The 24,580-nt window shown below is 42.1% G+C and carries 24 protein-coding genes; 23 read left to right on the top strand and 1 reads right to left on the bottom strand.

What is annotated here, in order from left to right:
- Nucleotides 1–23: 23 nt before the first annotated feature.
- The 12 genes from gpr (at nucleotide 24) to mtaB (ending at nucleotide 14,000) form a co-directional block, all read left to right on the top strand.
- On the top strand, nucleotides 24–1,139 hold the full coding sequence (gpr, locus tag ACP69X_RS12535; protein ID WP_041086268.1) for a GPR endopeptidase: 1,116 nt from the start codon (nucleotides 24–26) through the stop codon (nucleotides 1,137–1,139).
- 66 nt (nucleotides 1,140–1,205) lie between these two features.
- Nucleotides 1,206–2,414 (top strand): stage II sporulation protein P, encoded by a 1,209-nt coding sequence (locus tag ACP69X_RS12530; protein WP_041086852.1) that lies wholly within the window; start codon nucleotides 1,206–1,208, stop codon nucleotides 2,412–2,414.
- Between the two features lie 13 nt (nucleotides 2,415–2,427).
- A complete protein-coding gene (locus tag ACP69X_RS12525; RefSeq protein ID WP_024427951.1) occupies nucleotides 2,428–2,760 on the top strand; it encodes a YqxA family protein in 333 nt (110 codons plus the stop codon).
- Between the two features lie 141 nt (nucleotides 2,761–2,901).
- Entirely contained in the window at nucleotides 2,902–4,740 is a 1,839-nt protein-coding gene (gene lepA / locus ACP69X_RS12520) for a translation elongation factor 4 (RefSeq protein ID WP_024423038.1), read from the top strand.
- 114 nt (nucleotides 4,741–4,854) lie between these two features.
- Nucleotides 4,855–5,994: a radical SAM family heme chaperone HemW gene (hemW, locus tag ACP69X_RS12515; protein ID WP_041086265.1), complete on the top strand. Its 1,140-nt coding sequence runs from the start codon at nucleotides 4,855–4,857 to the stop codon at nucleotides 5,992–5,994.
- A gap of 81 nt (nucleotides 5,995–6,075) precedes the next feature.
- A complete protein-coding gene (gene hrcA, locus ACP69X_RS12510; protein WP_003217350.1) occupies nucleotides 6,076–7,107 on the top strand; it encodes a heat-inducible transcriptional repressor HrcA in 1,032 nt (343 codons plus the stop codon).
- 63 nt (nucleotides 7,108–7,170) lie between these two features.
- Nucleotides 7,171–7,728, top strand: a complete 558-nt coding sequence (gene grpE, locus ACP69X_RS12505) for a nucleotide exchange factor GrpE (protein WP_426052714.1) — start codon at nucleotides 7,171–7,173, stop codon at nucleotides 7,726–7,728.
- A gap of 24 nt (nucleotides 7,729–7,752) precedes the next feature.
- Nucleotides 7,753–9,591 carry a molecular chaperone DnaK gene (gene dnaK, locus ACP69X_RS12500; protein WP_041086261.1) on the top strand — a complete coding sequence of 613 codons (1,839 nt, stop codon included), beginning with the start codon at nucleotides 7,753–7,755 and terminating at the stop codon, nucleotides 9,589–9,591.
- A 165-nt stretch (nucleotides 9,592–9,756) separates the two neighbouring features.
- Nucleotides 9,757–10,890 (top strand): molecular chaperone DnaJ, encoded by a 1,134-nt coding sequence (dnaJ, locus tag ACP69X_RS12495; protein ID WP_024427952.1) that lies wholly within the window; start codon nucleotides 9,757–9,759, stop codon nucleotides 10,888–10,890.
- A gap of 22 nt (nucleotides 10,891–10,912) precedes the next feature.
- Nucleotides 10,913–11,848, top strand: coding sequence for a 50S ribosomal protein L11 methyltransferase (gene prmA, locus ACP69X_RS12490; RefSeq protein ID WP_073979124.1), 936 nt, complete (start codon nucleotides 10,913–10,915; stop codon nucleotides 11,846–11,848).
- Nucleotides 11,849–11,871: 23 nt separating this feature from the next.
- Complete coding sequence (locus tag ACP69X_RS12485) at nucleotides 11,872–12,642, top strand: 16S rRNA (uracil(1498)-N(3))-methyltransferase (RefSeq protein WP_426052713.1); 771 nt, start codon at nucleotides 11,872–11,874, stop codon at nucleotides 12,640–12,642.
- Nucleotides 12,642–14,000 (top strand): tRNA (N(6)-L-threonylcarbamoyladenosine(37)-C(2))-methylthiotransferase MtaB, encoded by a 1,359-nt coding sequence (gene mtaB / locus ACP69X_RS12480; RefSeq protein ID WP_041086256.1) that lies wholly within the window; start codon nucleotides 12,642–12,644, stop codon nucleotides 13,998–14,000. Before ACP69X_RS12485 ends, mtaB begins: the two co-directional genes overlap by 1 nt.
- A gap of 42 nt (nucleotides 14,001–14,042) precedes the next feature.
- Here the strand turns inward: mtaB and ACP69X_RS12475 are convergent, their stop codons facing one another.
- Nucleotides 14,043–14,972 carry a Na/Pi symporter gene (locus tag ACP69X_RS12475; protein ID WP_075611658.1) on the bottom strand — a complete coding sequence of 310 codons (930 nt, stop codon included), beginning with the start codon at nucleotides 14,970–14,972 and terminating at the stop codon, nucleotides 14,043–14,045.
- A gap of 182 nt (nucleotides 14,973–15,154) precedes the next feature.
- On the opposite strand from ACP69X_RS12475, the gene rpsU reads away from it, so the two are divergent.
- The 11 genes from rpsU to ACP69X_RS12420 all read left to right on the top strand — a co-directional run bounded on the left by rpsU (nucleotide 15,155) and on the right by ACP69X_RS12420 (nucleotide 24,526).
- Nucleotides 15,155–15,328 carry a 30S ribosomal protein S21 gene (rpsU, locus tag ACP69X_RS12470; RefSeq protein ID WP_003152957.1) on the top strand — a complete coding sequence of 58 codons (174 nt, stop codon included), beginning with the start codon at nucleotides 15,155–15,157 and terminating at the stop codon, nucleotides 15,326–15,328.
- Between the two features lie 14 nt (nucleotides 15,329–15,342).
- Nucleotides 15,343–15,792: a GatB/YqeY domain-containing protein gene (locus ACP69X_RS12465; protein ID WP_041086254.1), complete on the top strand. Its 450-nt coding sequence runs from the start codon at nucleotides 15,343–15,345 to the stop codon at nucleotides 15,790–15,792.
- Nucleotides 15,793–15,933: 141 nt separating this feature from the next.
- Entirely contained in the window at nucleotides 15,934–17,247 is a 1,314-nt protein-coding gene (locus tag ACP69X_RS12460; RefSeq protein ID WP_041086253.1) for an NfeD family protein, read from the top strand.
- A 27-nt stretch (nucleotides 17,248–17,274) separates the two neighbouring features.
- Nucleotides 17,275–18,267: a flotillin-like protein FloA gene (gene floA, locus ACP69X_RS12455; RefSeq protein ID WP_024423026.1), complete on the top strand. Its 993-nt coding sequence runs from the start codon at nucleotides 17,275–17,277 to the stop codon at nucleotides 18,265–18,267.
- 31 nt (nucleotides 18,268–18,298) lie between these two features.
- Nucleotides 18,299–18,796, top strand: a complete 498-nt coding sequence (locus ACP69X_RS12450; protein WP_041086251.1) for a hypothetical protein — start codon at nucleotides 18,299–18,301, stop codon at nucleotides 18,794–18,796.
- Nucleotides 18,797–19,002: 206 nt separating this feature from the next.
- Nucleotides 19,003–19,284, top strand: a complete 282-nt coding sequence (gene yqfC, locus ACP69X_RS12445; protein WP_012010618.1) for a sporulation protein YqfC — start codon at nucleotides 19,003–19,005, stop codon at nucleotides 19,282–19,284.
- 18 nt (nucleotides 19,285–19,302) lie between these two features.
- Complete coding sequence (yqfD, locus tag ACP69X_RS12440; protein WP_075611657.1) at nucleotides 19,303–20,493, top strand: sporulation protein YqfD; 1,191 nt, start codon at nucleotides 19,303–19,305, stop codon at nucleotides 20,491–20,493.
- Nucleotides 20,494–20,496: 3 nt separating this feature from the next.
- Entirely contained in the window at nucleotides 20,497–21,456 is a 960-nt protein-coding gene (locus tag ACP69X_RS12435) for a PhoH family protein (RefSeq protein WP_041086247.1), read from the top strand.
- A gap of 114 nt (nucleotides 21,457–21,570) precedes the next feature.
- On the top strand, nucleotides 21,571–23,682 hold the full coding sequence (locus ACP69X_RS12430) for an HD family phosphohydrolase (protein WP_370332964.1): 2,112 nt from the start codon (nucleotides 21,571–21,573) through the stop codon (nucleotides 23,680–23,682).
- Nucleotides 23,683–24,162 carry an rRNA maturation RNase YbeY gene (gene ybeY, locus ACP69X_RS12425; RefSeq protein WP_024423021.1) on the top strand — a complete coding sequence of 160 codons (480 nt, stop codon included), beginning with the start codon at nucleotides 23,683–23,685 and terminating at the stop codon, nucleotides 24,160–24,162.
- Nucleotides 24,140–24,526 carry a diacylglycerol kinase family protein gene (locus tag ACP69X_RS12420; RefSeq protein WP_024423020.1) on the top strand — a complete coding sequence of 129 codons (387 nt, stop codon included), beginning with the start codon at nucleotides 24,140–24,142 and terminating at the stop codon, nucleotides 24,524–24,526. Before ybeY ends, ACP69X_RS12420 begins: the two co-directional genes overlap by 23 nt.
- Nucleotides 24,527–24,580: the final 54 nt, after the last annotated feature.

The raw sequence follows: 24,580 nt of genomic DNA, 5'->3' as shown, positions 1-24,580 counted from the left end.
TACTTGGTGGAAGGAGTCTTTTTATGGAGAAACAGAAACTTGATTTAAGCGTTTATCAAATCCGGACAGACCTGGCTGTTGAAACAAAAGAGATACTAGAACAAGAGAACGATCCGAATGTCGTCAAAAAGGACGGGATCCAAGGGATCGTCGAAAAAGAAAAGGATGAGCAAGGCATCCGCATCCGTACTGTAGAAATCACGAAAGAAGGGGAGGAGCTGACCGGCAAAAAGGCAGGGACATACTTGACGTTTGAAGCGCAAGGCATTCGGGAGAAAGACTCTGAGATGCAAGAAAAAGTCGTCCAAGTCTTTGCCCGTCATTTTGCTCATTTTTTAAAAGACAGAGGCATTCAGGCAGATGCGAGCTGCCTTGTAGTAGGACTGGGAAACTGGAATGTCACGCCAGATGCACTAGGTCCTCTCACAGTCGAAAACCTGCTTGTGACCCGTCATCTCTTTGAATTACAGCCGGAAAATGTTCAGGAAGGCTATCGCCCAGTTTCCTCTTTGTCGCCAGGTGTGATGGGACTGACCGGTATTGAAACAAGTGACATTATCCAAGGTGTGATTGAGCGGTCTAAGCCTGATTTTGTCATTGCGGTTGACGCCCTTGCTGCTCGTGCGGTGGAACGAGTGAATACAACCATTCAAATTTCTGATACAGGTATCCATCCCGGTTCTGGTGTAGGGAATAAGCGAAAAGAATTAAGCAAAGAAACATTGGGCATTCCAGTAATTGCGATTGGCGTTCCGACAGTTGTGGATGCAGTAACGATTGCTAGTGACACAATTGATTATGTCTTAAAGCATTTTGGTAGAGAACTAAAAGATGATAGACCATCCCGCTCTCTTGTGCCGGCTGGTTTGACATTCGGGAAGAAAAAAGTGCTCAACGAAGAAGACTTGCCAGATGAGGAAACACGTCAATCATTCTTAGGCATCGTAGGAACCCTTCCTGAAGAAGAGAAAAGGCAGCTGATCCATGAAGTGCTTGCGCCGCTCGGGCAAAATTTAATGGTCACGCCTAAAGAAGTCGATACATTCATTGATGATATGGCAAACGTACTTGCCAACGGATTAAACACAGCGCTTCATCAAAAAATCACTCAAGATAACATGGGTTCATATAATCATTAATCGGTTCTACTTTCTCTAGCTCGCTCATAGTGTAATTACTAGAAAGCGTGCTGGAGGGAGTAAATGATGAAAAAAAGACCCCGCCGTCCTCGACAGTTGGTCGTTGCGATTAATGGAACGAAAGTAGTCAAAAGCATTTTCTTATTTATTGCCTCTCTTGTTGTGGTGTTTGTAATGTCAGGGGCTTTAACATCTTTAAAACCTGAGCTGAGACCGCAAGCCTCGTTATATGGTGTAGCAGATGAGCTCTCTGGCGCATTTTTTGCCACATTAATGGGCATGGAAAACCAATATTTCGCCTCAGCAGTTCCAGAAGCTCAAAGAGGATTTCATTTCTCTGGGCTGTCACTGAAGCTTGCAACCAGTATTAATTTAGAAGACCCGCGCAGTTTCCTAGGAAGAGAACTCCCAGGTTTTGAACATTTTGATACAAAAATCATCTTAGCGGGTGAAGGAACAGACTATACCAACATGCCAATGGAATCGCCGCCTCCGAGTGAAGTGATCCAAGATGAAAAAGAAGCAAATTTGGCTGAGCTGGACAAGCTCGATGATGATACACCGAAAAAGCCTGCCAAAGAACCTGACCGGTCAACAGGAAAACGAAAAGCTGTGTACATTTATCACACACATAACACGGAATCATATTTACCATTCTTAAAAGGAGAAACGAATCCAAATAATGCACGGCACTCAAAAGTGAATGTCACGCTTGTCGGCGACATGTTTGGAAAGGCACTTGATCAGCAAGGTATCGGCAATACAGTCGACAAAACGGAAATAGAAAAAAGACTGTTGAAAAAAGGATTAAAGTATCCGCAGTCTTATAATGAATCAAGATTGGTCGTGAAAGAAGCCTTGGCCAAAAATGATGACCTCGATTATTTAATTGATATTCACCGGGACTCAAGAAGAAAGAAAGATACGACTGTCGAAATCAAAGGGAAGAAATATGCGAGAATTGCGTTTGTTGTAGGGAAGAAGAATCAAAGCTATGAGAAAAACTTAAAGCTTGCGACAGAGTTCCACCATTTGATGGAGAAAAAATATAAAGGTCTTAGTGTCGGTGTGTTTGCCAAAGGAGAAATTGGCGATAATGGAATCTATAATCAAGATTTATCCGACAAAGCCCTTCTTTTAGAATTTGGCGGAGTGGATAATAATATGGAAGAATTAAGAAATGCATCCAATGCGGCAGCTGATGTATTCAGCGACATTTTCTGGGACGCGGAAAAGGTGGACGGCAAAGCAACGGATGAGAAAAAACGCTCTTAAGGTGGTGACGGGTATGGGCTCATTTATTGGAAAAACCATTATTTTAGGATTGGTCTTGCTGTTTGGTGTCTTTTTAGGAATGCAGCAAGCGAATAATGGCATGCTGCAAATGAAGGGCTACCATGATCCGCAATTAAAAGGAGCTTTCTCCATTCAAATGAACGACGATGAAGAAAAGGAAGCTTCTATCTTAGGAACGGCTGTTACAGAAAAGGATCTTGCCGAAAAACAAAAGCAGCTGGAGGAAATAGAAGGATTTAATGCCTTCTCCAAGGCAGGAAAAGCCCTGTCTGATGGTATGACACATGCAGCCCGTTCTCTTTATGATTGGGTGAATGGGAAATAAATGAATTTCATGAGATATCACCCTTTTAATCAAAGCCGCTGACCGATAAGCGGCTTTTCTTGATTTCGATTGAATCTTTACAGCCCTATTGATATAATCTAACCTAGCGCAACCCGCGTTTTATAGTAGGAGTGATAGATTGTGACAGATAAAGAAAAACGATTAGAGCGGCAATCAAGAATTCGAAATTTCTCCATTATCGCCCATATTGACCATGGGAAATCCACATTGGCGGACCGTATTTTAGAAAAAACAGCGGCGATTACTCAACGGGAAATGAAAGAACAATTACTTGATTCCATGGATTTAGAGCGTGAACGCGGCATAACGATTAAATTAAACTCTGTCCAGCTGAAGTATAAGGCGAAGGATGGAGAAGAATATATTATGCACCTGATTGATACACCAGGGCATGTCGACTTCACCTATGAGGTATCTCGAAGCCTAGCTGCCTGTGAGGGTGCGATTCTCGTAGTAGATGCAGCACAAGGAATTGAAGCACAGACACTTGCGAACGTTTATTTAGCTCTTGATAACAACTTAGAAATTCTTCCGATTATCAATAAAATCGATCTGCCGAGTGCAGAGCCTGAGCGTGTAAGAGAAGAAATTGAAGATGTCATCGGGTTGGATGCATCTGAAGCTGTTCTCACCTCTGCTAAGGCGGGTATTGGAATCGAGGATATTTTAGAACAAATCGTTGAAAAGGTGCCGGCACCTGCTGGAGATCCAGAAGCACCACTTCAAGCCCTTATTTTTGATTCTCTTTACGATGCGTATCGCGGCGTTATTGCGTACATACGAATTGTTGAAGGAACCGTCAGACCTGGTCAGAAAATTAAAATGATGGCGACGGGGAAAGAATTTGAAGTCCTTGAAGTCGGCGTATTCACACCAAAAGCCATGCCAACAGATGAACTCACCGTTGGAGATGTTGGCTACTTAACAGCTGCAATTAAAAATGTCGGTGATACACGTGTAGGGGATACGATCACAAGTGCGGAAAACCCTGCGAAAGAAGCACTGCCAGGATACAGAAAGCTAAACCCAATGGTATACTGCGGACTTTATCCGATTGATACAGCGAAATACAATGACTTACGTGAAGCGTTAGAAAAGCTTGAATTAAATGATTCTTCACTTCAATATGAGGCAGAGACATCCCAAGCACTTGGCTTCGGTTTCCGCTGCGGCTTCCTTGGAATGCTTCATATGGAAATCATCCAAGAACGGATTGAACGTGAATTTAAAATTGATCTGATTACGACAGCGCCAAGTGTTATTTATGATGTATATATGACAGACGGAGAAAAAATCGTCGTAGATAACCCGTCCAATCTGCCTGATCCGCAAAAGATTGAGCGAATTGAAGAACCATATGTAAAAGCAACAATGATGGTGCCAAACGATTATGTAGGCTCTGTGATGGAGCTTTGCCAAGGAAAGCGCGGGAATTTCATCGATATGCAGTATCTTGATGCGAACCGCGTGAGCATTGTGTACGAAATTCCTTTGGCAGAGATCGTATACGAATTCTTTGATCAGCTAAAGTCCAACACAAAAGGCTACGCGTCCTTTGATTATGAGCTGATTGGCTATCGTCCATCGACACTCGTGAAGATGGATATCATGCTGAATGGCGAAAAAATCGATGCCCTTTCCTTTATCGTACACCGCGATTATGCATATGAACGAGGCAAGATCATCGTAGAAAAGCTAAAAGAACTAATTCCACGCCAGCATTTTGAAGTGCCAGTTCAAGCAGCAATCGGTCAAAAAATTGTTGCTCGTTCCACCATTAAAGCAATGCGTAAAAACGTACTTGCCAAATGTTATGGTGGAGACATTTCCCGGAAAAGAAAGCTTCTTGAGAAGCAAAAAGAAGGGAAAAAGCGCATGAAGCAAGTGGGCTCTGTTGAAGTCCCGCAAGAAGCATTTATGGCCGTGCTGAAGATGGACGACAGCACACCGAAAAAATAACATCCTCAAGGCTGCTTGCTTTACAATGTCTGCCTTGACGTTTATAGTCGATAACAAACAAAGGCGCCGCAGCGATAAACTGCGGCTCTTTACCTGTAAAGAAGGTGTCATCAAATGAAAGCAGCATACATTCACATTCCATTTTGTGAGCACATTTGCCACTATTGTGATTTCAATAAATTTTTCATTAAAACGCAGCCAGTCGATGAATACTTAGCGGCTCTTGAAAAAGAGATGCAGCATACGATCGAAAAAAAGGGCGAGCAGGAACTCAAGACGATTTTTATTGGCGGGGGAACCCCGACATCACTGACTGTCAGCCAGCTAGACAAGCTCATGAACAGCATTCACCGTGTATTAAAGCCGACAAAAAACCTGATTGAATTTGCAGTGGAAGCGAACCCAGATGAATTATCACTCGAGAAGCTGCATGTGCTAAAAGCAGCTGGCGTGAATCGGCTGAGTTTTGGCGTTCAAACCTTTGAAGACGATTTGCTCAAAAAAATCGGACGAGTTCATCAAAAAAAGGATGTCCTTACGTCCTTTGAGCGAGCTAGAGCGGTTGGATTTGACAATATTAGCCTCGATCTCATGTTTGGCTTGCCACATCAAGAAAAGCATCATGTGAAGAATTCACTTGAGACAGCTTTCTCGCTGGGGGCAGAGCATTATTCGGTTTACTCACTCATCGTCGAGCCGAAAACCGTTTTTTACAACTTAATGCAAAAAGGAAAACTTCATTTACCGCCGCAAGAACGTGAGGCTGAAATGTATGAGCTTGTGATGGATGAAATGGAGCGCCATGGATTAAAGCAGTACGAAATTAGCAATTACGCCAAACCTGGCTTTGAAAGCCAGCATAACCTGACCTATTGGAGCAATGAAGATTACTTCGGTTTTGGTGCAGGCGCACACGGGTATGTAGATGGCGTCCGAAATGTGAACGCAGGGCCGGTGAAACATTATTTGGAGCTGATCGACCAAACAGGGTTCCCGTATAAGGAAACACATCAGGTCACAAAAGCAGAGCAAATAGAAGAAGAAATGTTTTTAGGTCTTCGAAAGATCGAAGGAGTGAAAAGCGCTGATTTCCAAACAAAATATGGTACTGCACCAGAAGCACTTTTTCCCACTGTTCTTGAAGAATTAGAAGAAAAAGGCCTCATTGTAAAAGATGACATAGGGATCCGTTTAACAAGAAAAGGAAAATTGTTAGGGAATGAAGTATTTCAAGCGTTTCTCGGTGAGTTATAATTGACATTTTAATTTGAGTTTGGTAATTTTGTTTATACAATTAGCACTCGTTGAAAGAGAGTGCTAACAGGGGTGATGATGATGTTAACAAATCGTCAGCTTTTGATTCTGCAAGTCATCATTAATGACTTTATTCGTTCGGCGCAGCCAGTTGGATCAAGGACTCTTTCTAAAAAAGAAGACATTACGTTCAGCTCTGCGACGATTAGAAACGAAATGGCTGATTTGGAGGAACTTGGTTTTATTGAAAAGACCCATTCTTCATCAGGAAGAATTCCTTCCGAAAAAGGATATCGTTATTATGTAGATCATTTGCTCTCTCCGCGAAAACTGTCGTCTAAAGAGCTTGTGCTCATCCAGTCGGCCTTTCAGGAGAAAATTTTTGAGCTGGAAAAGACAGTTCAAAAATCGGCGGAAATTTTATCAGATCTCACAAACTATACATCGATTGTGCTTGGACCAAAGCTAAGTGAAAATCGATTAAAGCAAATTCAGCTTGTCCCTGTTCAGCCAAACAAAGCAGTGGCAATCATGATTACAGACAGCGGACATGTTGAAAACAAAACCATTACCTTCTCTGAGCATCTCGATGTCTCCGATATTGAGAAGCTGATGAATATTTTAAACAGCCGCCTAGCCGGAGTCCCGATGGATCAGCTGAAGGACAGAATGTATAAAGAAGTTGTGATGCTTCTTCGCACGCATTTAAAAGATTATGATCATATTTTAGATGCACTCGGCAATACATTTACATCGACTCAAAATGAATCAAAACTTTTCTTTGGCGGGAAGATTAATATGTTGAATCAGCCAGAGTTTCATGACATTGACCGCATTCGTTCACTCATGATGCTTATTGAGCAAAAGAATGATGTCATGCAGCTGTTTCATCCAAATCAGCAAGGAATCACCATTAAAATCGGTTCAGAAAACAATTTGGAAGCGATGGAGAATTGCAGCTTAATCACAGCCACTTATTCGATTGATCAAAAATCACTCGGCTCCATTGCTGTCATCGGTCCAACCCGTATGGATTATGGCAGGGTTGTTAGTCTCTTGCATCATGTATCAAAAGACTTGTCAAACGCACTTTCCAATTTGTATGATGAGTAGGGTGATAAAAGATAGGGGCACAGCCCCTTCGTATTTTTGAATCTTTTGAGGGAGGTGAACACAATGTCAGAAGAAAAACAGACACCTGAGCAAGAAGCAGAGGTTGAAGCACAAGAAGAAGCAGTTCAAGCAGATACTGAGGAAGTAACACATGATGAACAGTCTGCCTTCCAAGAAAAAATCGATGAATTGCAGCAGCTTCTAGATGAAAAAGAAAACAAAATTCTGCGTGTTCAAGCAGATTTTGAAAACTATAAACGCCGTGCTCAAACTGAAGTGGAGACCGTGCAAAAATATCGTTCTCAACATGTTGTTAGTGATCTTCTCCCAGCTCTTGATAACTTTGAAAGAGCGCTTGGAATTGATCCAGACAATGAGCAGACGAAAAGTTTGTTAGAAGGAATGCAAATGGTTTACCGCCAGCTGGTAGAAGCGTTGAAAAATGAAGGCGTTGAACCAATTGAAGCTGTCGGCAAAGAGTTCGATCCAAACCTTCATCAAGCTGTCATGCAAGTTGAAGATGAAAACTACGATTCAAATATCGTTGTAGAAGAATTGCAAAAGGGCTATAAACTCAAAGACCGAGTTATTCGTCCATCAATGGTAAAAGTAAATCAATAACTACATAATGGGAGGTCATCGAATATGAGTAAAATCATTGGGATTGACTTAGGAACAACAAACTCATGTGTTGCAGTACTTGAAGGCGGCGAGCCAAAAGTCATTGCTAACGCTGAAGGAGCACGTACAACACCATCTGTTGTCGCTTTTAAAAATGGAGAGCGCCAAGTGGGTGAAGTAGCAAAACGTCAATCAATTACAAACCCGAACACGATCATGTCTGTTAAAAGACATATGGGTACAGATTATAAAGTAGAAGTTGAAGGCAAGAACTATACACCGCAGGAAATCTCTGCAATCATTCTTCAACACCTTAAATCTTACGCTGAAGGCTATCTTGGCGAAGAAGTAACAAAAGCTGTTATCACAGTTCCTGCTTACTTCAACGATGCAGAACGTCAAGCAACGAAAGATGCTGGTAAAATTGCTGGTCTTGAAGTAGAACGTATCATCAACGAACCAACAGCAGCTGCACTTGCATATGGTTTAGATAAAACAGAAGAAGATCAAACGATTCTTGTATACGACCTTGGCGGCGGTACATTTGACGTATCGATCCTTGAGCTTGGAGACGGCGTCTTTGAAGTGCGCTCAACTGCTGGGGACAACCGTCTAGGTGGAGACGATTTTGACCAAGTCATCATTGATCACCTAGTGGCTGAATTCAAAAAAGAAAATGGCATTGATCTTTCTAAAGATAAAATGGCGCTTCAGCGTTTAAAAGATGCTGCTGAAAAAGCGAAAAAAGATCTTTCAGGTGTATCTTCTACACAAATTTCACTGCCATTTATCACAGCTGGAGAAGCAGGACCTCTTCACCTTGAATTAACGTTAACGCGTGCTAAATTCGAAGAGCTTTCTGCAGATCTTGTAGAGCGTACAATGACACCTGTACGTCAGTCATTGAAAGATGCTGGTTTATCTGCTAGCGAGATTGATAAAGTCATCCTTGTAGGTGGATCAACTCGTATTCCTGCAGTCCAAGAAGCAATCAAAAAAGAAACAGGCAAAGAGCCTCATAAAGGTGTAAACCCTGATGAAGTAGTTGCACTTGGTGCAGCGATCCAAGGTGGAGTCATCACAGGAGACGTCAAAGACGTTGTTCTTCTTGACGTAACACCACTTTCTTTAGGAATTGAAACAATGGGCGGCGTGTTCACGAAGCTGATTGAACGTAATACAACAATTCCAACAAGTAAATCTCAAGTATTCTCAACGGCTGCTGACAACCAAACAGCTGTAGATATCCATGTCTTGCAAGGTGAGCGCCCAATGGCTGCAGATAACAAAACATTAGGCCGCTTCCAATTGACTGATATCCCGCCAGCACCACGCGGCGTACCGCAAATTGAAGTATCTTTTGATATCGATAAAAACGGTATTGTCAACGTACGTGCGAAAGATATGGGTACAGGCAAAGAGCAAAACATCACAATCAAATCTTCTTCAGGTCTTTCTGATGATGAGATCGAAAAAATGGTCAAAGAAGCAGAAGAAAATGCTGAAGCAGATGCGAAGAAAAAAGAAGAAATCGAAGTGCGCAACGAAGCAGATCAATTAGTGTTTACAACTGAAAAAACATTAAAAGATCTAGAAGGCAAAATCGATGAAGAGCAAGTGAAAAAAGCAAACGACGCGAAAGATGCACTAAAAGCTGCGATCGAAAAAGGCGAGTTTGAAGACATCAAAGCGAAAAAAGATGAGCTGCAAACAATCGTTCAAGAATTAACGACAAAGCTCTATGAAGAAGCTGCAAAACAAGCACAAGCTCAGCAAGAAGGCGCTGAAGGTGCTCAAAAAGCAGATGACAATGTAGTGGATGCAGAATACGAAGAAGTAAACGACGATCAAGAGAAAAAATAATCACCTTTACTTTTGAAAAAGGCTGCTGAAACGTACTCGTCAGAAAGTCAAAGTCAGGATCTCTTGGCTTTGACTTTTTTTCTTTTCAACGATGAAAGGAATTGAAAAAAGTTAAATCAAAATGATACAATCGTATTTATGTGAGAAAATCGGGAGTGTGAAGAGATGAGTAAGCGTGATTACTATGAAGTGCTTGGCGTAAGTAAGAGCGCCTCAAAGGACGAAATCAAAAAGGCATACCGCAAGCTTTCAAAAAAGTATCACCCTGATATTAATAAAGAAGCTGGCTCAGATGAGAAATTCAAAGAAGTAAAAGAAGCCTATGAAACCCTTTCTGATGATCAAAAACGTTCGCATTATGACCAGTTCGGTCATACCGATCCAAACCAAGGCTTTGGCGGCGGCGGTTTTGGTGGAGGAGGAGATTTTGGCGGCTTCGGCGGCTTTGATGACATCTTCTCTAGTATTTTTGGCGGCGGAGCGAGAAGAAGAGATCCAAATGCACCACGCCAAGGAGCGGACCTGCAATATACAATGACGCTTTCATTCGAAGAAGCGGCATTTGGAAAAGAAGCAACGATTGAAATCCCTCGTGAAGAATCTTGTGAAACATGTCATGGATCAGGAGCAAAGCCTGGTACGCAGGCGAAAACTTGTTCACATTGCGGAGGATCTGGTCAATTAAATGTTGAGCAATCCACTCCGTTTGGTAAAGTGGTCAACCGCAGAGTATGTAACTACTGTAGCGGAACAGGGAAACAAATTGACCATAAATGTTCAACATGCGGCGGATCTGGCAAAGTGCGCAAGCGTAAGAAAATTAACGTGACGATCCCTGCAGGTGTTGATGATGGTCAGCAGCTCAGAGTATCTGGTCAAGGTGAACCAGGTGTAAATGGAGGACCTCCAGGCGATCTATTCGTTGTATTCCATGTGCGTGCGCATGAATTCTTCGAGCGTGATGGAGATGACATATACTGCGAGATGCCGCTCACCTTTGCCCAAGCTGCATTAGGTGACGAAATTGAAGTGCCGACATTACACGGAAAAGTAAAATTAAAAGTTCCTGCTGGCACTCAAACTGGCACGAAGTTTAGACTTAAAGGAAAAGGTGTGAAAAATGTACGCGGCTACGGCCAAGGCGATCAGCATATCGTTGTACGTGTCGTCACACCGACAAATTTAACAGACAATCAAAAAGATATCATTAGAAAATTTGCTGAAGTGAGCGGAAATAAACCGGACGAACAAGAAATGAGCTTTTTCGATAAGGTAAAACGCGCATTTAAAGGCGAGTAAGACGGATAAGGAGTTGGTAGTATTGAAGTGGTCAGAAATTAGCGTCCATACAACAAATGAAGCGGTGGAACCGATCACCAATATTTTGCATGAAGCAGGTGCAAGTGGTGTCGTGATTGAGGACCCGCTTGATTTAGTCAAGGAACGTGAAAATGTATACGGTGAGATCTACCAGCTCGATCCGAATGACTATCCGGATGAAGGTGTCATTGTCAAAGCTTATCTTCCAATGAACAGCTTTTTGATGGAAACGGTAGATGAGATCAAAGAAGCCATCAACAATCTTCTTCTATACGATATTGACCTTGGACGCAATACACTGTCAATTTGTGAAGTGAATGAAGAAGAATGGGCCACCGCATGGAAGAAATACTATCATCCTGTGAAAATTTCTGAAAAATTCACCATCGTTCCAACGTGGGAAGAATATACGCCGGTTCATTCTGATGAACTGATTATTGAAATGGACCCTGGAATGGCATTTGGAACAGGTACGCATCCCACAACCGTCCTTTGTATTCAGGCGCTTGAGCGCTATGTAAAGGAAAACGATACGGTGATTGATGTTGGAACAGGCTCTGGGATTTTAAGTGTGGCAGCAGCGATGCTTGGTGCAAAGGACATTCAAGCCTTTGATCTCGACACCGTTGCGGTAGAAAGTGCGAAGCAAAACATCGAACTAAATGGTGTAAGTGAAAAAGTGGCGATCAAACAAAACAACTTGCTTGATGGGATTTCAGGTGAGCGTGATGTGATTGTCGCCAACATTCTGGCAGAAGTAATTTTGCGCTTTACAGATAAAGCCTATGACCTATTGAAGAAAGATGGCTATTTCATTACATCAGGCATCATTGGACAAAAGAAATTACAAGTCAAAACAGCATTAGAAGAAGCAGGTTTTGATATTGTTGAAGTGCTGTCAATGGAAGATTGGGTCAGCATTATAGCGAAAAAATAAAGCGAGTAGGTGTCAGGACACGTATGCAACGATATTTTATCGACCTCACGAAAGAAGAAGTGACTGCAAAGGGAGCCATAGTTATAAAAGGTGAAGATGTACATCATCTTTCCAATGTCATGCGGATGAAAGCAGGGCAGGAAATCCTTTGTTTAACGACAGACGGCTTTGAAGCGCTTAGTAAAATTGATACAATAACAAAGGAAGAAGTGATTTGTCACCTTGAAAGCTGGACAAATCAGGACAGAGAACTTCCGATTAGGGTGACGATCGCAAGCGGTCTTCCAAAAGGAGATAAGCTTGAGCTCATTATCCAAAAAGGCACAGAGCTTGGCGCAAGTGCTTTTATCCCATTTCAAGCGGCTCGTTCTATTACAAAACTTGACCAAAAAAAGTCACATAAAAAACGAGAGCGCTGGGAGAAAATCGCGAAAGAAGCAGCAGAGCAGTCCTACCGGAATATCATTCCGCGTGTTTATTCAGTATCAACGTTTAAAGAGCTGACGCAATTAGCTGGTGAATTCGATAAATGTGTCGTTGCATACGAAGAATCATCGAAAGAAGGAGAGCAAAGCCGCTTTCAAACTGTTCTTCAACAGATGAAAGGCGGACAAACCTTGCTAGTGGTTTTTGGCCCTGAAGGTGGTTTGGCAGAAAATGAGATTGAAGAGCTTGAAACGCTTGGTGCAGTCATTTGTGGGCTCGGACCACGCATTTTAAGAACGGAAACCGCTCCTTTATACGCGCTTTCCGCTATATCTTATCAAACAGAGTTATTAAGAGGTGAATCATGATGGGAACAGTAGCGTTCCATACACTTGGCTGTAAGGTCAACCACTATGAAACAGAGGCGATCTGGCAGCTGTTTAAAGAAGCTGGCTATGAAAGAAAAGAGTATGAATCAAAAGCAGACGTATATGTCATTAATACATGTACGGTCACGAATACAGGCGATAAGAAAAGCCGCCAAGTCATTAGAAGAGCCATTCGTCATAACCCGGATGGTGTCATTTGTGTAACCGGCTGCTATGCGCAAACATCTCCAGCAGAAATCATGGCGATTCCTGGTGTTGATATTGTGGTTGGAACACAGGACAGACATAAACTACTAGGTTATATAGAAGAATACCGCAGAGAAAGACAGCCGATCAACGGTGTTGGCAATATCATGAAAGCACGTGTGTTTGAAGAACTTGATGTTCCTGCCTTTACAGACAGAACGCGCGCTTCATTAAAAATCCAAGAAGGCTGTAACAACTTCTGTACATTCTGCATTATTCCTTGGGCGCGCGGCCTTCTTCGTTCTCGCGATCCAGAAGAAGTCATCAATCAAGCGCAGCAGCTTGTTGATGCAGGCTATAAAGAAATTGTGCTTACAGGTATTCACACAGGCGGATACGGAGAAGACTTAAAGGATTATAACTTTGCGAAGCTTCTGAGAGAATTAGATGAACGTGTTATTGGCTTAAAACGAATCCGTATTTCATCTATTGAAGCTAGTCAAATTACAGATGAAGTGATTGAAGTGCTTGATCAGTCAGATAAAATTGTCAGACACTTACACATCCCGCTTCAATCTGGCTCAAATACTGTGCTAAAAAGAATGCGCCGTAAATATACGATGGAATTCTTTGCAGAGCGTTTAACAAAGCTGAAAAAAGCATTACCAGGACTTGCTGTCACCTCTGATGTAATCGTAGGATTCCCTGGGGAAACAGAAGAAGAGTTCTTGGAAACATACAATTTTGTCAAAGACCATCAATTCTCTGAGCTGCACGTCTTCCCTTACAGCAAACGTACAGGTACACCGGCTGCAAGAATGGAAGATCAAGTGGATGAAAATGTGAAAAACGAACGTGTTCACCGTTTGATCGCTCTTTCTGACCAGCTTGCGAAAGAGTATGCATCAGCATATGAAGGTGATGTGCTAGAAATTATTCCGGAAGAATCCTTCAAAGAACAAGAAGGAAACCACAATCTTTATGTTGGTTATACCGATAACTATATGAAGGTTGTATTCGAAGGGACAGAGGACATGATCGGCCGATTGGTCAAAGTGAAAATTACGAAAGCGGGTTATCCTTATAACGAAGGACAATTCGTTCGTATCAGCGATGATGTGCAACCAGAAAAAGTGAGAATGACCTCATAATAGATAAAAAAACCGGCAGCCAAAAGGGCAAGCCGGTTTCTTTTATTTTGTCTGACTCGGCATGAGACACAAGATCAATGCGTGAAAAGGGCGTATGAACGGGAAGAAGAGGAGAGAGCTTGCCACATTAAACAGCAGGCTGAAATGCGCAATCTGCTGGGCGGGTGAGCTTGCGAGAAGGGCGACAACCTCTGTAATCAGAGCGAGAAACGGAAGGCATAAAAGAACCCCCAGTACATTAAACACGACGTGTGCATAAGCCGTCTGACGTGCCGCGTAGCCGCCAGATATGGCAGCCATCACAGCTGTAATACATGTCCCAATATTGGACCCTAACACAAAGCTGATGCCTTCCTGAAGTGCCACAGTTCCTTCGTTCATAAATCCCATTAAAATGCCGATACAGACAGAGCTCGAATGAACAATCGCTGTGAAAATGGTACCTGAAAGCAGCGCTGTCCAGTCTGAATGCTGCATCATTTCAAGAAAACGCAATGTCTCAGGCTGACTTGTCATCATCCCCGCAATTTTTGAGAAGCCTTGAATGCAAAAAAAGATCATCCCGAGCCCAAATAAACTTTTTCCTGCATGTCTAAAAGATGTCCTACCAAAAAGGATGCATACAAGACCGGCTATGATCAAAACCCACATGAAGACATCCATTTTAATAGCAATAAATTCTGTCGTAAACGTGGAGCCAATATTGGTTCCAAGAATCATTGGGATCGATTTTTTAAAAGAGAGAATGCCTGTACTGACAAAGCCGATGACGATGACCATAAACGCCGAACTGCTTTGTAGAACCCCTGTAAACACAATGCTGACCAAGAATGCTTTGACTGGGTGATCTGTAAAGAGAAGAAGTGATTTCTCAATACGAGACGACGCAAGCGCCATTAATCCTTTTCTCAGCAAACCCATTGACCATAAAAAAATGAAAATAAGTGCACAAAAATAAATGATCGCCATCATAAGAAAGTCCTCCTCTTACCAATGAATATATGGACTTGTCTACCTGCTCATGACGAAAATATATTTCCAAATCACTTAGTTGACCTCACACAAGGCTTATATTATAATGTCTAGGTACATGTTTTGCATGTATATCTTTTTTTAATGCAGTCGATTGGTGTATTCGGAGGGAGGGAAAGAGAATGTCAAAAACGGTCGTTAGAAAAAACGAATCGCTTGAAGATGCTCTTCGTCGCTTTAAACGCAGTGTATCCAAAACTGGAACATTGCAAGAAGCAAGAAAGCGTGAATTTTATGAAAAGCCTAGCGTAAAGCGTAAGAAAAAGTCTGAAGCTGCTAGAAAACGTAAATTCTAAAGAGGGTGGATTTTATGAGTCTTCTTGAGCAATTAAATTCTGATATGAAGCTTATGATGAAAAACCGTGAGAAAGACAAGCTTGTTGTCATTCGTATGGTAAAGGCTTCGCTGCAAAATGAAGCAATTAAGCTTAAGAAAGACAGTTTGACCGGCGATGAGGAACTAACCGTCCTTTCCCGCGAGATTAAGCAACGTAAAGACTCCCTCCATGAATTTTCGAAAGCTAATCGCTTAGATTTAGTAGATAAAGTTCAAAAAGAGATTGACATCTTAGACGTTTATTTACCGGAACAGCTTTCTGAAGAAGAACTGCAAACGATCGTGAAAGAAACGATTGCTGAAACAGGTGCTTCCTCAAAGGCTGACATGGGTAAAGTTATGAGCGCTATTATGCCAAAAGTAAAAGGTAAAGCTGATGGAGCTGTCATTAACAGACTTGTCAGCGAGCAGCTGTCTCAATAAAAAAGTATCCTTCTATTGTTAGAAGGGTACTTTTTTTATGCCCTCATGATTCTGTCATATAAAAATGAAACCTATGATACATTTGTAACGTATGTAAAGGAACAGTAAAATGGAAGAAAGAGAGGAGGGATCATCAAATAGATGAAAAAAATAAAAATTTCTATTGCTCTCTTCAGTTGTTTTATAATATGCTTGTTATTAGGGGTTCAATTGACCGCGAAATCAGTAGATCAGAAAGTTCATGTTATCCCAATTGAAGATACAGTAGAAAAAGGACTTTCTAAATTCATTGAACGATCGTTTGAGCAGGCAAAGGCGGAACGAGCGAAGCATATTATTCTCGACATCAATACACCAGGTGGTGCAGTCGATGCAGCGCTTGAGATCGCAGATACCATTCGCGCTTCCGATATCCCAGTGACAGCGTTTGTCAATCATAGAGCGCTTTCAGCCGGGGCCTTCATCGCGCTAAATGCCGATCAGATTTATATGACCCCGAATGGAAAGATGGGGGCTGCTGCGATCATTGATGGAGAAGGCAATGCTGCCGATCAAAAATCTGAATCTCTATGGCTTGCTGAAATGAGTGATGCTGCCGAAAAGCAGGGGCGTGATCCAAAGTATGCTCTTGCCATGGCGGATGTAGATATAGACGCAAAAGAAGCTGGTGCACCAAAAGGGGAATTGCTCACCTTTAACACAGATCGGGCGCTTCAATTCGGGTATGCAGAAGGTGAAGCAAAAAATATGGATGACTTGCTTCAGAAGCTGAAATTAACAGATGCTTCTGTTCAATACGATGAAGTGAGCTTTGCTGAAAAGGTTGCGCGTTTTCTTACGCACCCAATTGTCATTCCGATCCTTTTATCCATTGCAAGTTTAGGGTTAATTGTTGAGCTCTATTCTCCTGGCTTTGGGGTCCCTGGCACCATGGGAGTGACAGCGCTTCTTTTATTCTTTTATGGTCATCTCGTGGCAGGTTTTGCAGGATATGAGACGTTGTTCCTGTTTTTGGCAGGGATTGCACTCATCATTCTGGAATTGTTTTTGCCAGGGGGAATCGTAGGTGTCATTGGACTGATCTGTGTCGTTGTCAGCTTATTTTTAGCAGCTGGAAGCTTTACAGAAATGGCGATTTCCATCTTGATTGCCACTGCTGTTTCAATCATAGCAGTTATTTTATTGACAAAGGTGTTGGGGAAACGTATGAAATTCTTTAAAAAGTTCATTTTAACCGATTCAACCAATAAGGAAAGCGGTTATGTCTCAAATGAAACAAGAGAAGATCTTGTTGGACAAATCGCAGTGACAGCAACTGCACTTCGTCCATCTGGTACGATCGTATTCGGAGATGAGCGCATTGATGTTGTGTCAGAAGGTGCCTTTATCGATAAGGATGAGCAAGTAAAAATTGTGAAAGCGGAAGGCTCACGCATTGTCGTGAGGAAAGTATAGATATACTGATTTTAGAGGAGGAATAAAATGGATCCATCTACTTTACTATTATTTGTGATTATCGCAGCAGGTTTGATTGTTCTATCGATCTTTTTCACCTTTGTACCGGTGATGCTGTGGATTTCTGCCCTAGCGGCTGGCGTAAAAGTGAGCATTTTTACACTTGTAGGAATGAGACTGCGCCGAGTCATTCCAAACCGAGTGGTCAACCCACTCATCAAAGCACATAAAGCAGGTCTTGATGTGACGATTAACCAGCTGGAGAGCCACTATCTTGCAGGTGGTAACGTGGACCGTGTTGTGAACGCATTAATTGCAGCTCAACGCGCGAATATCGAATTGAACTTTGCTCGCTGTGCAGCCATCGACCTAGCAGGACGTGATGTACTAGAAGCAGTTCAAATGAGTGTAAACCCTAAAGTCATTGAAACACCATTTATCTCTGGTGTTGCGATGGACGGGATTGAAGTCAAAGCAAAAGCACGTATTACAGTTCGTGCAAACATCGACCGACTTGTCGGTGGTGCAGGGGAAGAAACAATTATTGCCCGTGTAGGTGAAGGGATTGTCTCTACAATCGGTTCATCAGATAATCATAAAAAGGTTCTTGAGAATCCTGATATGATTTCTCAAACGGTTCTTGGTAAAGGATTAGATTCAGGTACTGCATTTGAAATTCTCTCGATTGATATCGCAGATGTTGATATCGGTAAGAACATCGGGGCGATTCTGCAAACAGACCAAGCAGAAGCAGACAAAAATATTGCACAGGCGAAAGCAGAAGAACGCCGCGCAATGGCTGTTGCACAAGAGCAAGAGATGCGCGCGAAAGTTGAAGAAATGCGCGCGAAAGTTGTAGAAGCAGAGGCTGAAGTACCACTTGCAATGGCTGAAGCATTACGTGAAGGCAATATTGGTGTCATGGACTACATGAACATTAAAAATATCGATGCTGATACGGATATGAGAGATTCATTTGGTAAAATGACAAAAGGTCCATCTGATAATGAAAACAAATAAGCATCCTCTCACGCTTTAAGGAGGGAGCCCATTGGACATTCTATTTGAAAATCCGCTACTAATTGCGATTATCATCGGTATCATCTCTGCCGTCTTTGGGAAAATCGGCAAACAAGAGGAGAACGAAGAGCAGAATCAGCAAAAGAAGCCCGCTCCTCAGCGTAAGCAGGTGCCCCAGAAGCAAACAAAGCAAACACGTCCAGATCCAGTCGTGACGGATCAGCTGGACGATTTCGGCGATGTACATGATCATGGCGGGATGAAGAAAAAAACATCTCAGTCCTTACAAGATCGCTATACGGCTACACTTGCCGAAATGGAAGAAAGAAAAAACGAGCTGAACAAAGAGTTCCAATCGCTTGAAAGAGAGCTGACAAGGCCAAAGGCTGCATCTGCTGAAATGAGGCCAAAAATGATTGAGAAGCTGAACCAAGATACAATGGTTCAAGGAATGATCCTTGGAGAAGTATTTGGAGAGCCGCGCGCGAAAAAGCCGCACAGAACGATGAAACGGCCATATAAAAGATAAAGAAGAAAGCCCCCTTTATGAAAAAAGGGGGCTTTTTTTGCCTGATAACGATTTTTCTTAAAGAAAATGTTGAAAAGGCTGTTTTACGGGATTCATTAGCATGATATGAACCGCTGAGGAATAGGATGATATAGAGGCTTTCTCATCAGTCTCACCATCTTTCAGTTTGATCTCATACACATGAGGTGGGAAGGGGTTCTTATTGAATGGGAAAAAGAAAAAATCGACTTAAAGCATGGCTGACAAGAACGCTTGAAATCCCTCCAGACGTGATGATGGATCTTCCCCGTATTACGATGGTTGGCAGACTCCACATTTACATAGAGAACCATAAAGGGCTTTTACTTTTCAGTGATCAAGAGGTAAGGCTGATGCTCAAACAGGGACAATGCATTATTTCAGGGAAAGATTTTGTGATAAAAACGATTTTGCCAGAAGAGATTTTATTGGAAGGGAAAATCGATGAGGTCCGTTATATTGATTCTTAACTGACGGAGGGGAGAAGCGTGAAGAATAAATGGTTCGGCTATTTTATTGGCAGAGTGGAAGTGGAGATCAAAGGAAACGGCATTGAGCGGCTCATCAATGAGTGCACGAGGCAGGGGATCACAATGTTTCAAGTGAACCGCCGTCAAGACAGCGTGCGCTTATTTATTCGCTTATCAGATGTACATGCCTTCAGAAAGGTACGCAGACATCATGACGTGACATGTTCATTTCATCAAAAGAAGGGCTTTCCGTTTCTACTCCTTTGGTCAAGGAAGAATATCGGATTTACCCTTGGGATTGTATGCTTTCTATTGACGATATTGGCACTTTCAAACATGGTATGGAAAATTGATATTAAAGGAGCCAACCCAGAAACTGAACATCAAATGAGAAAGCATTTAGACGACATTGGGGTGCAAAAAGGACGTTTTCAGTTTCTAATGGGAACACCTGAAAAAATTCAAAAATCCCTGACAACCAATATTCAAAGCATCACATGGGTCGGTGTTGAACTAAACGGCACAACCTTTCAAATGAAAGTTGTGGAAAAAAATGAACCCGAAAAAGAAAAATACACGAGTCCTCAGCATATCGTCGCCAAGAAAAAGGCTGTCATCACAAGAATGTATGTAGAAAAAGGCGAGCCACTCGCCGCGGTTGATGAACATGTAAAGAAAGGACAGATGCTTGTCTCTGGAGTCATTGGCAGCGAAGATCAGCAGAAAACGGTAGGAGCCAAAGCAAAAATCTATGGTGAAACGTGGTATCGTTCTGAAGTTTCTGTCCCTCTTCGAACATCTTTTGACGTCTTTACGGGTAAAATGAAGACAAAGCACAAGCTCTCCGCATTTGGAGGCTCACTGCCATTTTGGGGCTTTTCTTTTAAAAAGGATGATTTCAAGCAGCCAAAAACAGAAACAGAAGTTCATCCGCTTCATTTCTTAAACATGCAGCTCCCATTCTCTTATGAAAAGGAAATCACACGCGAAAGTGAGAAAATAAATCGAGAATACACAAATAAAGAAGCGGTTCAAGCAGGGATTAAAATGGGTAAAAAAGAATTAGAAGAGAAGCTAGGTCAAACAGGAGAGGTGAAAAGTGAAAAAGTTTTGCACGAGACAACAGGGAATGGTAAAGTTAAGTTAATCATCCTTTACCAAGTAATAGAAGATATTGTTCAACCAACACCTATTGTTCAGGGAGACTAGAGAATGACAGAACATTTACTTGAGATTCAACAAAAATTGGATAGTCCAAACGAAGCGATCGCTTTATTTGGCAATCAAGATTCTTATCTGAAACTGATGGAAAACGAGCTGAACGTCTCCATTATTACGCGTGGAGAAAAAGTGTATGTTTCTGGAGAGGAAACATCAAGAGAGACAGTAAGCCGTTTGATCACATCTCTTTTACATCTTATTCGTAAAGGAATTGAGATTTCTGAACGAGATGTCGTCTATGCCATAAAAATGGCGCAAAAAGACAAGCTGAATTATTTTGAAAATATGTATGAAGATGAAATTACGAAAAATGCCAAAGGAAAGTCGATCAGGGTGAAAACAATCGGCCAGCGGGAATATGCTGCGGCGATGAAAAAAGATGACCTGGTCTTTGGAATTGGACCTGCTGGTACAGGGAAGACATATTTGGCAGTCGTCAATGCGGTACATTCACTGAAAAATGGACATGTGAAACGAATTATCCTGACAAGACCAGCTGTTGAAGCAGGGGAGAGCCTTGGCTTTTTACCAGGTGATCTAAAGGAAAAGGTAGATCCTTATTTAAGACCACTATATGATGCCTTGCATGATGTGCTTGGCAGTGATCATACGGAACGTTTAATCGAGCGCGGCGTGATTGAAATAGCGCCTCTTGCGTATATGAGAGGCCGGACGCTTGATGATGCATTTGTTATTTTAGATGAAGCGCAGAATACAACACCTGCCCAAATGAAAATGTTTTTGACGAGACTTGGGTTTGGCTCTAAAATGGTCATTACAGGAGATATTACACAGATTGATCTGCCAAAGGGCATGCAGTCAGGTCTTGCGGCTGCAAAGGACATGCTTGCAGAGATCAAGGGCATCTCATTTATTGAATTAGACCAGACAGATGTGGTCAGACACCCGCTTGTGGCGAAGATCATTGGCGCATACGAAAAGCAAAAATGAACTGAGTGACCCGATCGTCTTCATCGGGTCATTTTGTTTCGATCGTGGTTTAAAGTAAAAAAGGAGGTACTTTCCTTGAGAAAGAATCAAAAAGGCAGTAAGCGCAAAAGACTGCTGTCTAAAAAAGAACCTCAGAAAATGGAGCGCTCACGTTATTTAAATGTTTTGCTGTACGCTGGTTTAGCAGCCATTTTATTCGTAGTGCTCTTCTTCCATGTAAAGCCTGAATCGCTCGACTTAGATTTGTTTTCTGTGAGCGAACAGACCATCTATTCTCCGTCAACCGTTGATGATCAAGAAGCGACAGAAGAAAAGAAACAAGAAGCAACAGATCAAGTAGAGGATCAATATACGCTCAAAAAAGCGTATTCTGATAATCGCGTAGACCTCATCTCATCCCTCTTTGAAGCCATTAAAGAAGAGAAGAAAGCAGCTGATGATAAAGAGAACGCGCCATCAGATCAAGAAATGGTCAAGCGTGTCAAAGAAAAGCTCACAACAGATATGCAGGAGGCTGTTTCGGATCAATCCATCAAAGCACTGCTCCAGGCAAGTGATGAAAATCTCTCATTTACTAAGGATTCCATCATCACAGTGGTGAATTCACTGATGAGTAAAGAAATCACAGCCGCGAAATTACAAGATGAGAAAAAACAAGTCAAAACAGAGCTTAAAAATAATTCTATTCCGTCAAAATACTTAAATGCAGCGAAAGAGATCGGCGAATTTGCGATCATTCCAAACTATGTATTTGACCCAGTGGCAACAGAGAAGAAAAGACAGGAAGCCGCTGATAATATTCAGCCAGTGCAAATCAAACAAGGACAAATTCTAGTCGAAGAAGGAGAACTCATCGACCGAGAAGTTTATCGTAAATTAGAACTGACGGGCTTATTAAACAGCTCAAATTTATTTAAGCCTGTAACTGGTCTTTTCATATTAATTGGCCTTTTCTTAGCAGCGATTATTCATTCCCTTGAATCCAGGAAAAAATCGCTTGTCCATAAGAATAAGTCATTACTGCTTTACTCGCTTATTTTCACGATTATTTTAATTATCATGGAAGTGTTCAGCCTCTTCCAGGAAACGAAGTATACGACGATAGGATATGTTGTGCCAGTGGCACTTGGCACGATGCTGATTAAGCTGCTCATTAATGAGCGGTTAGCGATCTTCTCCGGTCTAGTATTTGCTCTTTGCGGCAGTATGATGTTTAATCAAGGAGTAACCGGCGTCTTTAACTATGTGATCTGCGCTTATTACCTTATGAGCGGGATGGCGGGTATTTTATTTTTAAGAAAACATAATGCAAGATCAAAAATATTGCAGGCCGGGCTTTTGGTGGCCTTGGTGAATGTGCTTGTGGTTTTATCCATTACACTGATCCAAAACTCTTCACCATCAGGGCTTGAAATCGGTGTAAACCTCATGATGGCGATTGTGTCAGGGTTTGCATCATCTATCTTGGTCATTGGGTTAATGCCTGTTTTTGAGAGCATGTTTGGCATTCTTTCAACAATGAAACTGATTGAATTATCCAACCCTAATCATCCGCTGCTCAAAAAGATTTTAACCGAGACACCAGGTACATATCATCACAGTGTCATGGTGGCAAATTTAGCGGATGCTGCATGTGAAGCAGTCGGCGCAAACGGTCTTTTAGCAAGGGTCGGCGCTTATTATCATGACATTGGGAAAACGAAAAGACCGCAATACTTTATCGAAAACCAAATGAACATTGATAATCCGCATGACAAGCTTTCTCCTCAGCTGAGTAAAAATATTATTATTGCCCATACGACAGATGGCGCTGATATGCTGAGAGAAAAGAAGTTTCCTGAAGAGCTTGTCGACATTGCAGAACAGCATCACGGAAAGTCTCTTTTAAAGTTCTTTTACTATAAGGCAAAAGAGCGTGATGATCAGGTGACAGAAGAAGAATTCCGTTATCCTGGTCCAAAGCCGCAATCAAAAGAAGCAGCGATTATTTCTGTGGCTGACAGCGTTGAAGCGGCGGTTCGTTCCATGCATAATCCTAATCCAGAGCGGATTGAAAAGCTTGTCAAAGGCATTATTTCAGATAAAATGCAGGACGGGCAATTTAGTGAATGTGACCTCACATTTAAAGAATTAAATATTATTAGCCAAACGATTTGTACAACATTAAAGGGGATTTTCCATTCTCGGATTGAATATCCAGATGCCCCGAAGCAGAAGGTGAAGTAAATGACATTGTTAATCGATTTAATAGATGAAACAGGACAAGTATCAAAAGAGCAGCTTGAAGAAGTGGAAAAGCTTCTTCAGTTTGCTGCAGACGAACTTGAGGTTAAGGATCAAGCAGAAGTATCAGTGACGATCGTTTCGAATGAAGAAATTCATCAAATCAATAAAGAATACCGAGGAAAAGACGCGCCAACGGATGTAATCTCCTTTGCACTTGAGGAAGAAGGAGAAGGGGAGATTGAAATCATTGGAGCGGATGATATCCCCCCTGTACTTGGTGACATTATCATTAGTGTGGATCGAACGAAAGAGCAGGCGGAGGAATATGGACATTCCTTTATGAGAGAGCTTGGATTCTTAACGATTCACGGCTTCCTCCATTTGCTCGGATATGATCATATGACAGAGGAAGATGAAAAAGAAATGTTCGCCAAACAGACAAAAATCTTGGATGATTATGGCCTTTCGAGATCATCGTAAGAAAAGAAGGCCGCTCGCCCGTTTTTTTCGGAGTTTTTATTATGCATTTAGAGGAATATGGCGAACTTTCTTGAATGAACGGAATTTTCGATTTCACACAGTCGCAGCCATCATCGTGGTGATCTGCGGCTTTTGGTTCCGCATTGACCCATTTGAATGGCTGATCGTTCTTCTTCTTTGTGGGGGGATGTTTGCGCTTGAACTTGTCAATACAGCCATTGAACATACAGTGGATCTGATGACAGAAGAAAGGCACCCGCTTGCAGAGAGAGCGAAGGACGCTGCGGCAGGCGCTGTTTGCGTTTACGCCGCGATTTCGGTTATGATTGGGTTGATCATCTTCTTACCGAAGATCATGCAATAGAACAATATTACTATTTATTAACATTTTTAGAAATGGGCGTGAAAATGTCACGTG

Origin of the sequence: Bacillus sp. DC4300-2b2, assembly GCF_049895685.1 — a bacterium.
Lineage (GTDB): Bacteria > Bacillota > Bacilli > Bacillales > Bacillaceae > Bacillus > Bacillus safensis.
The sequence above is the reverse complement of the archived record's forward strand: the minus strand, read 5'-3'. Positions and strand labels throughout refer to the sequence as shown.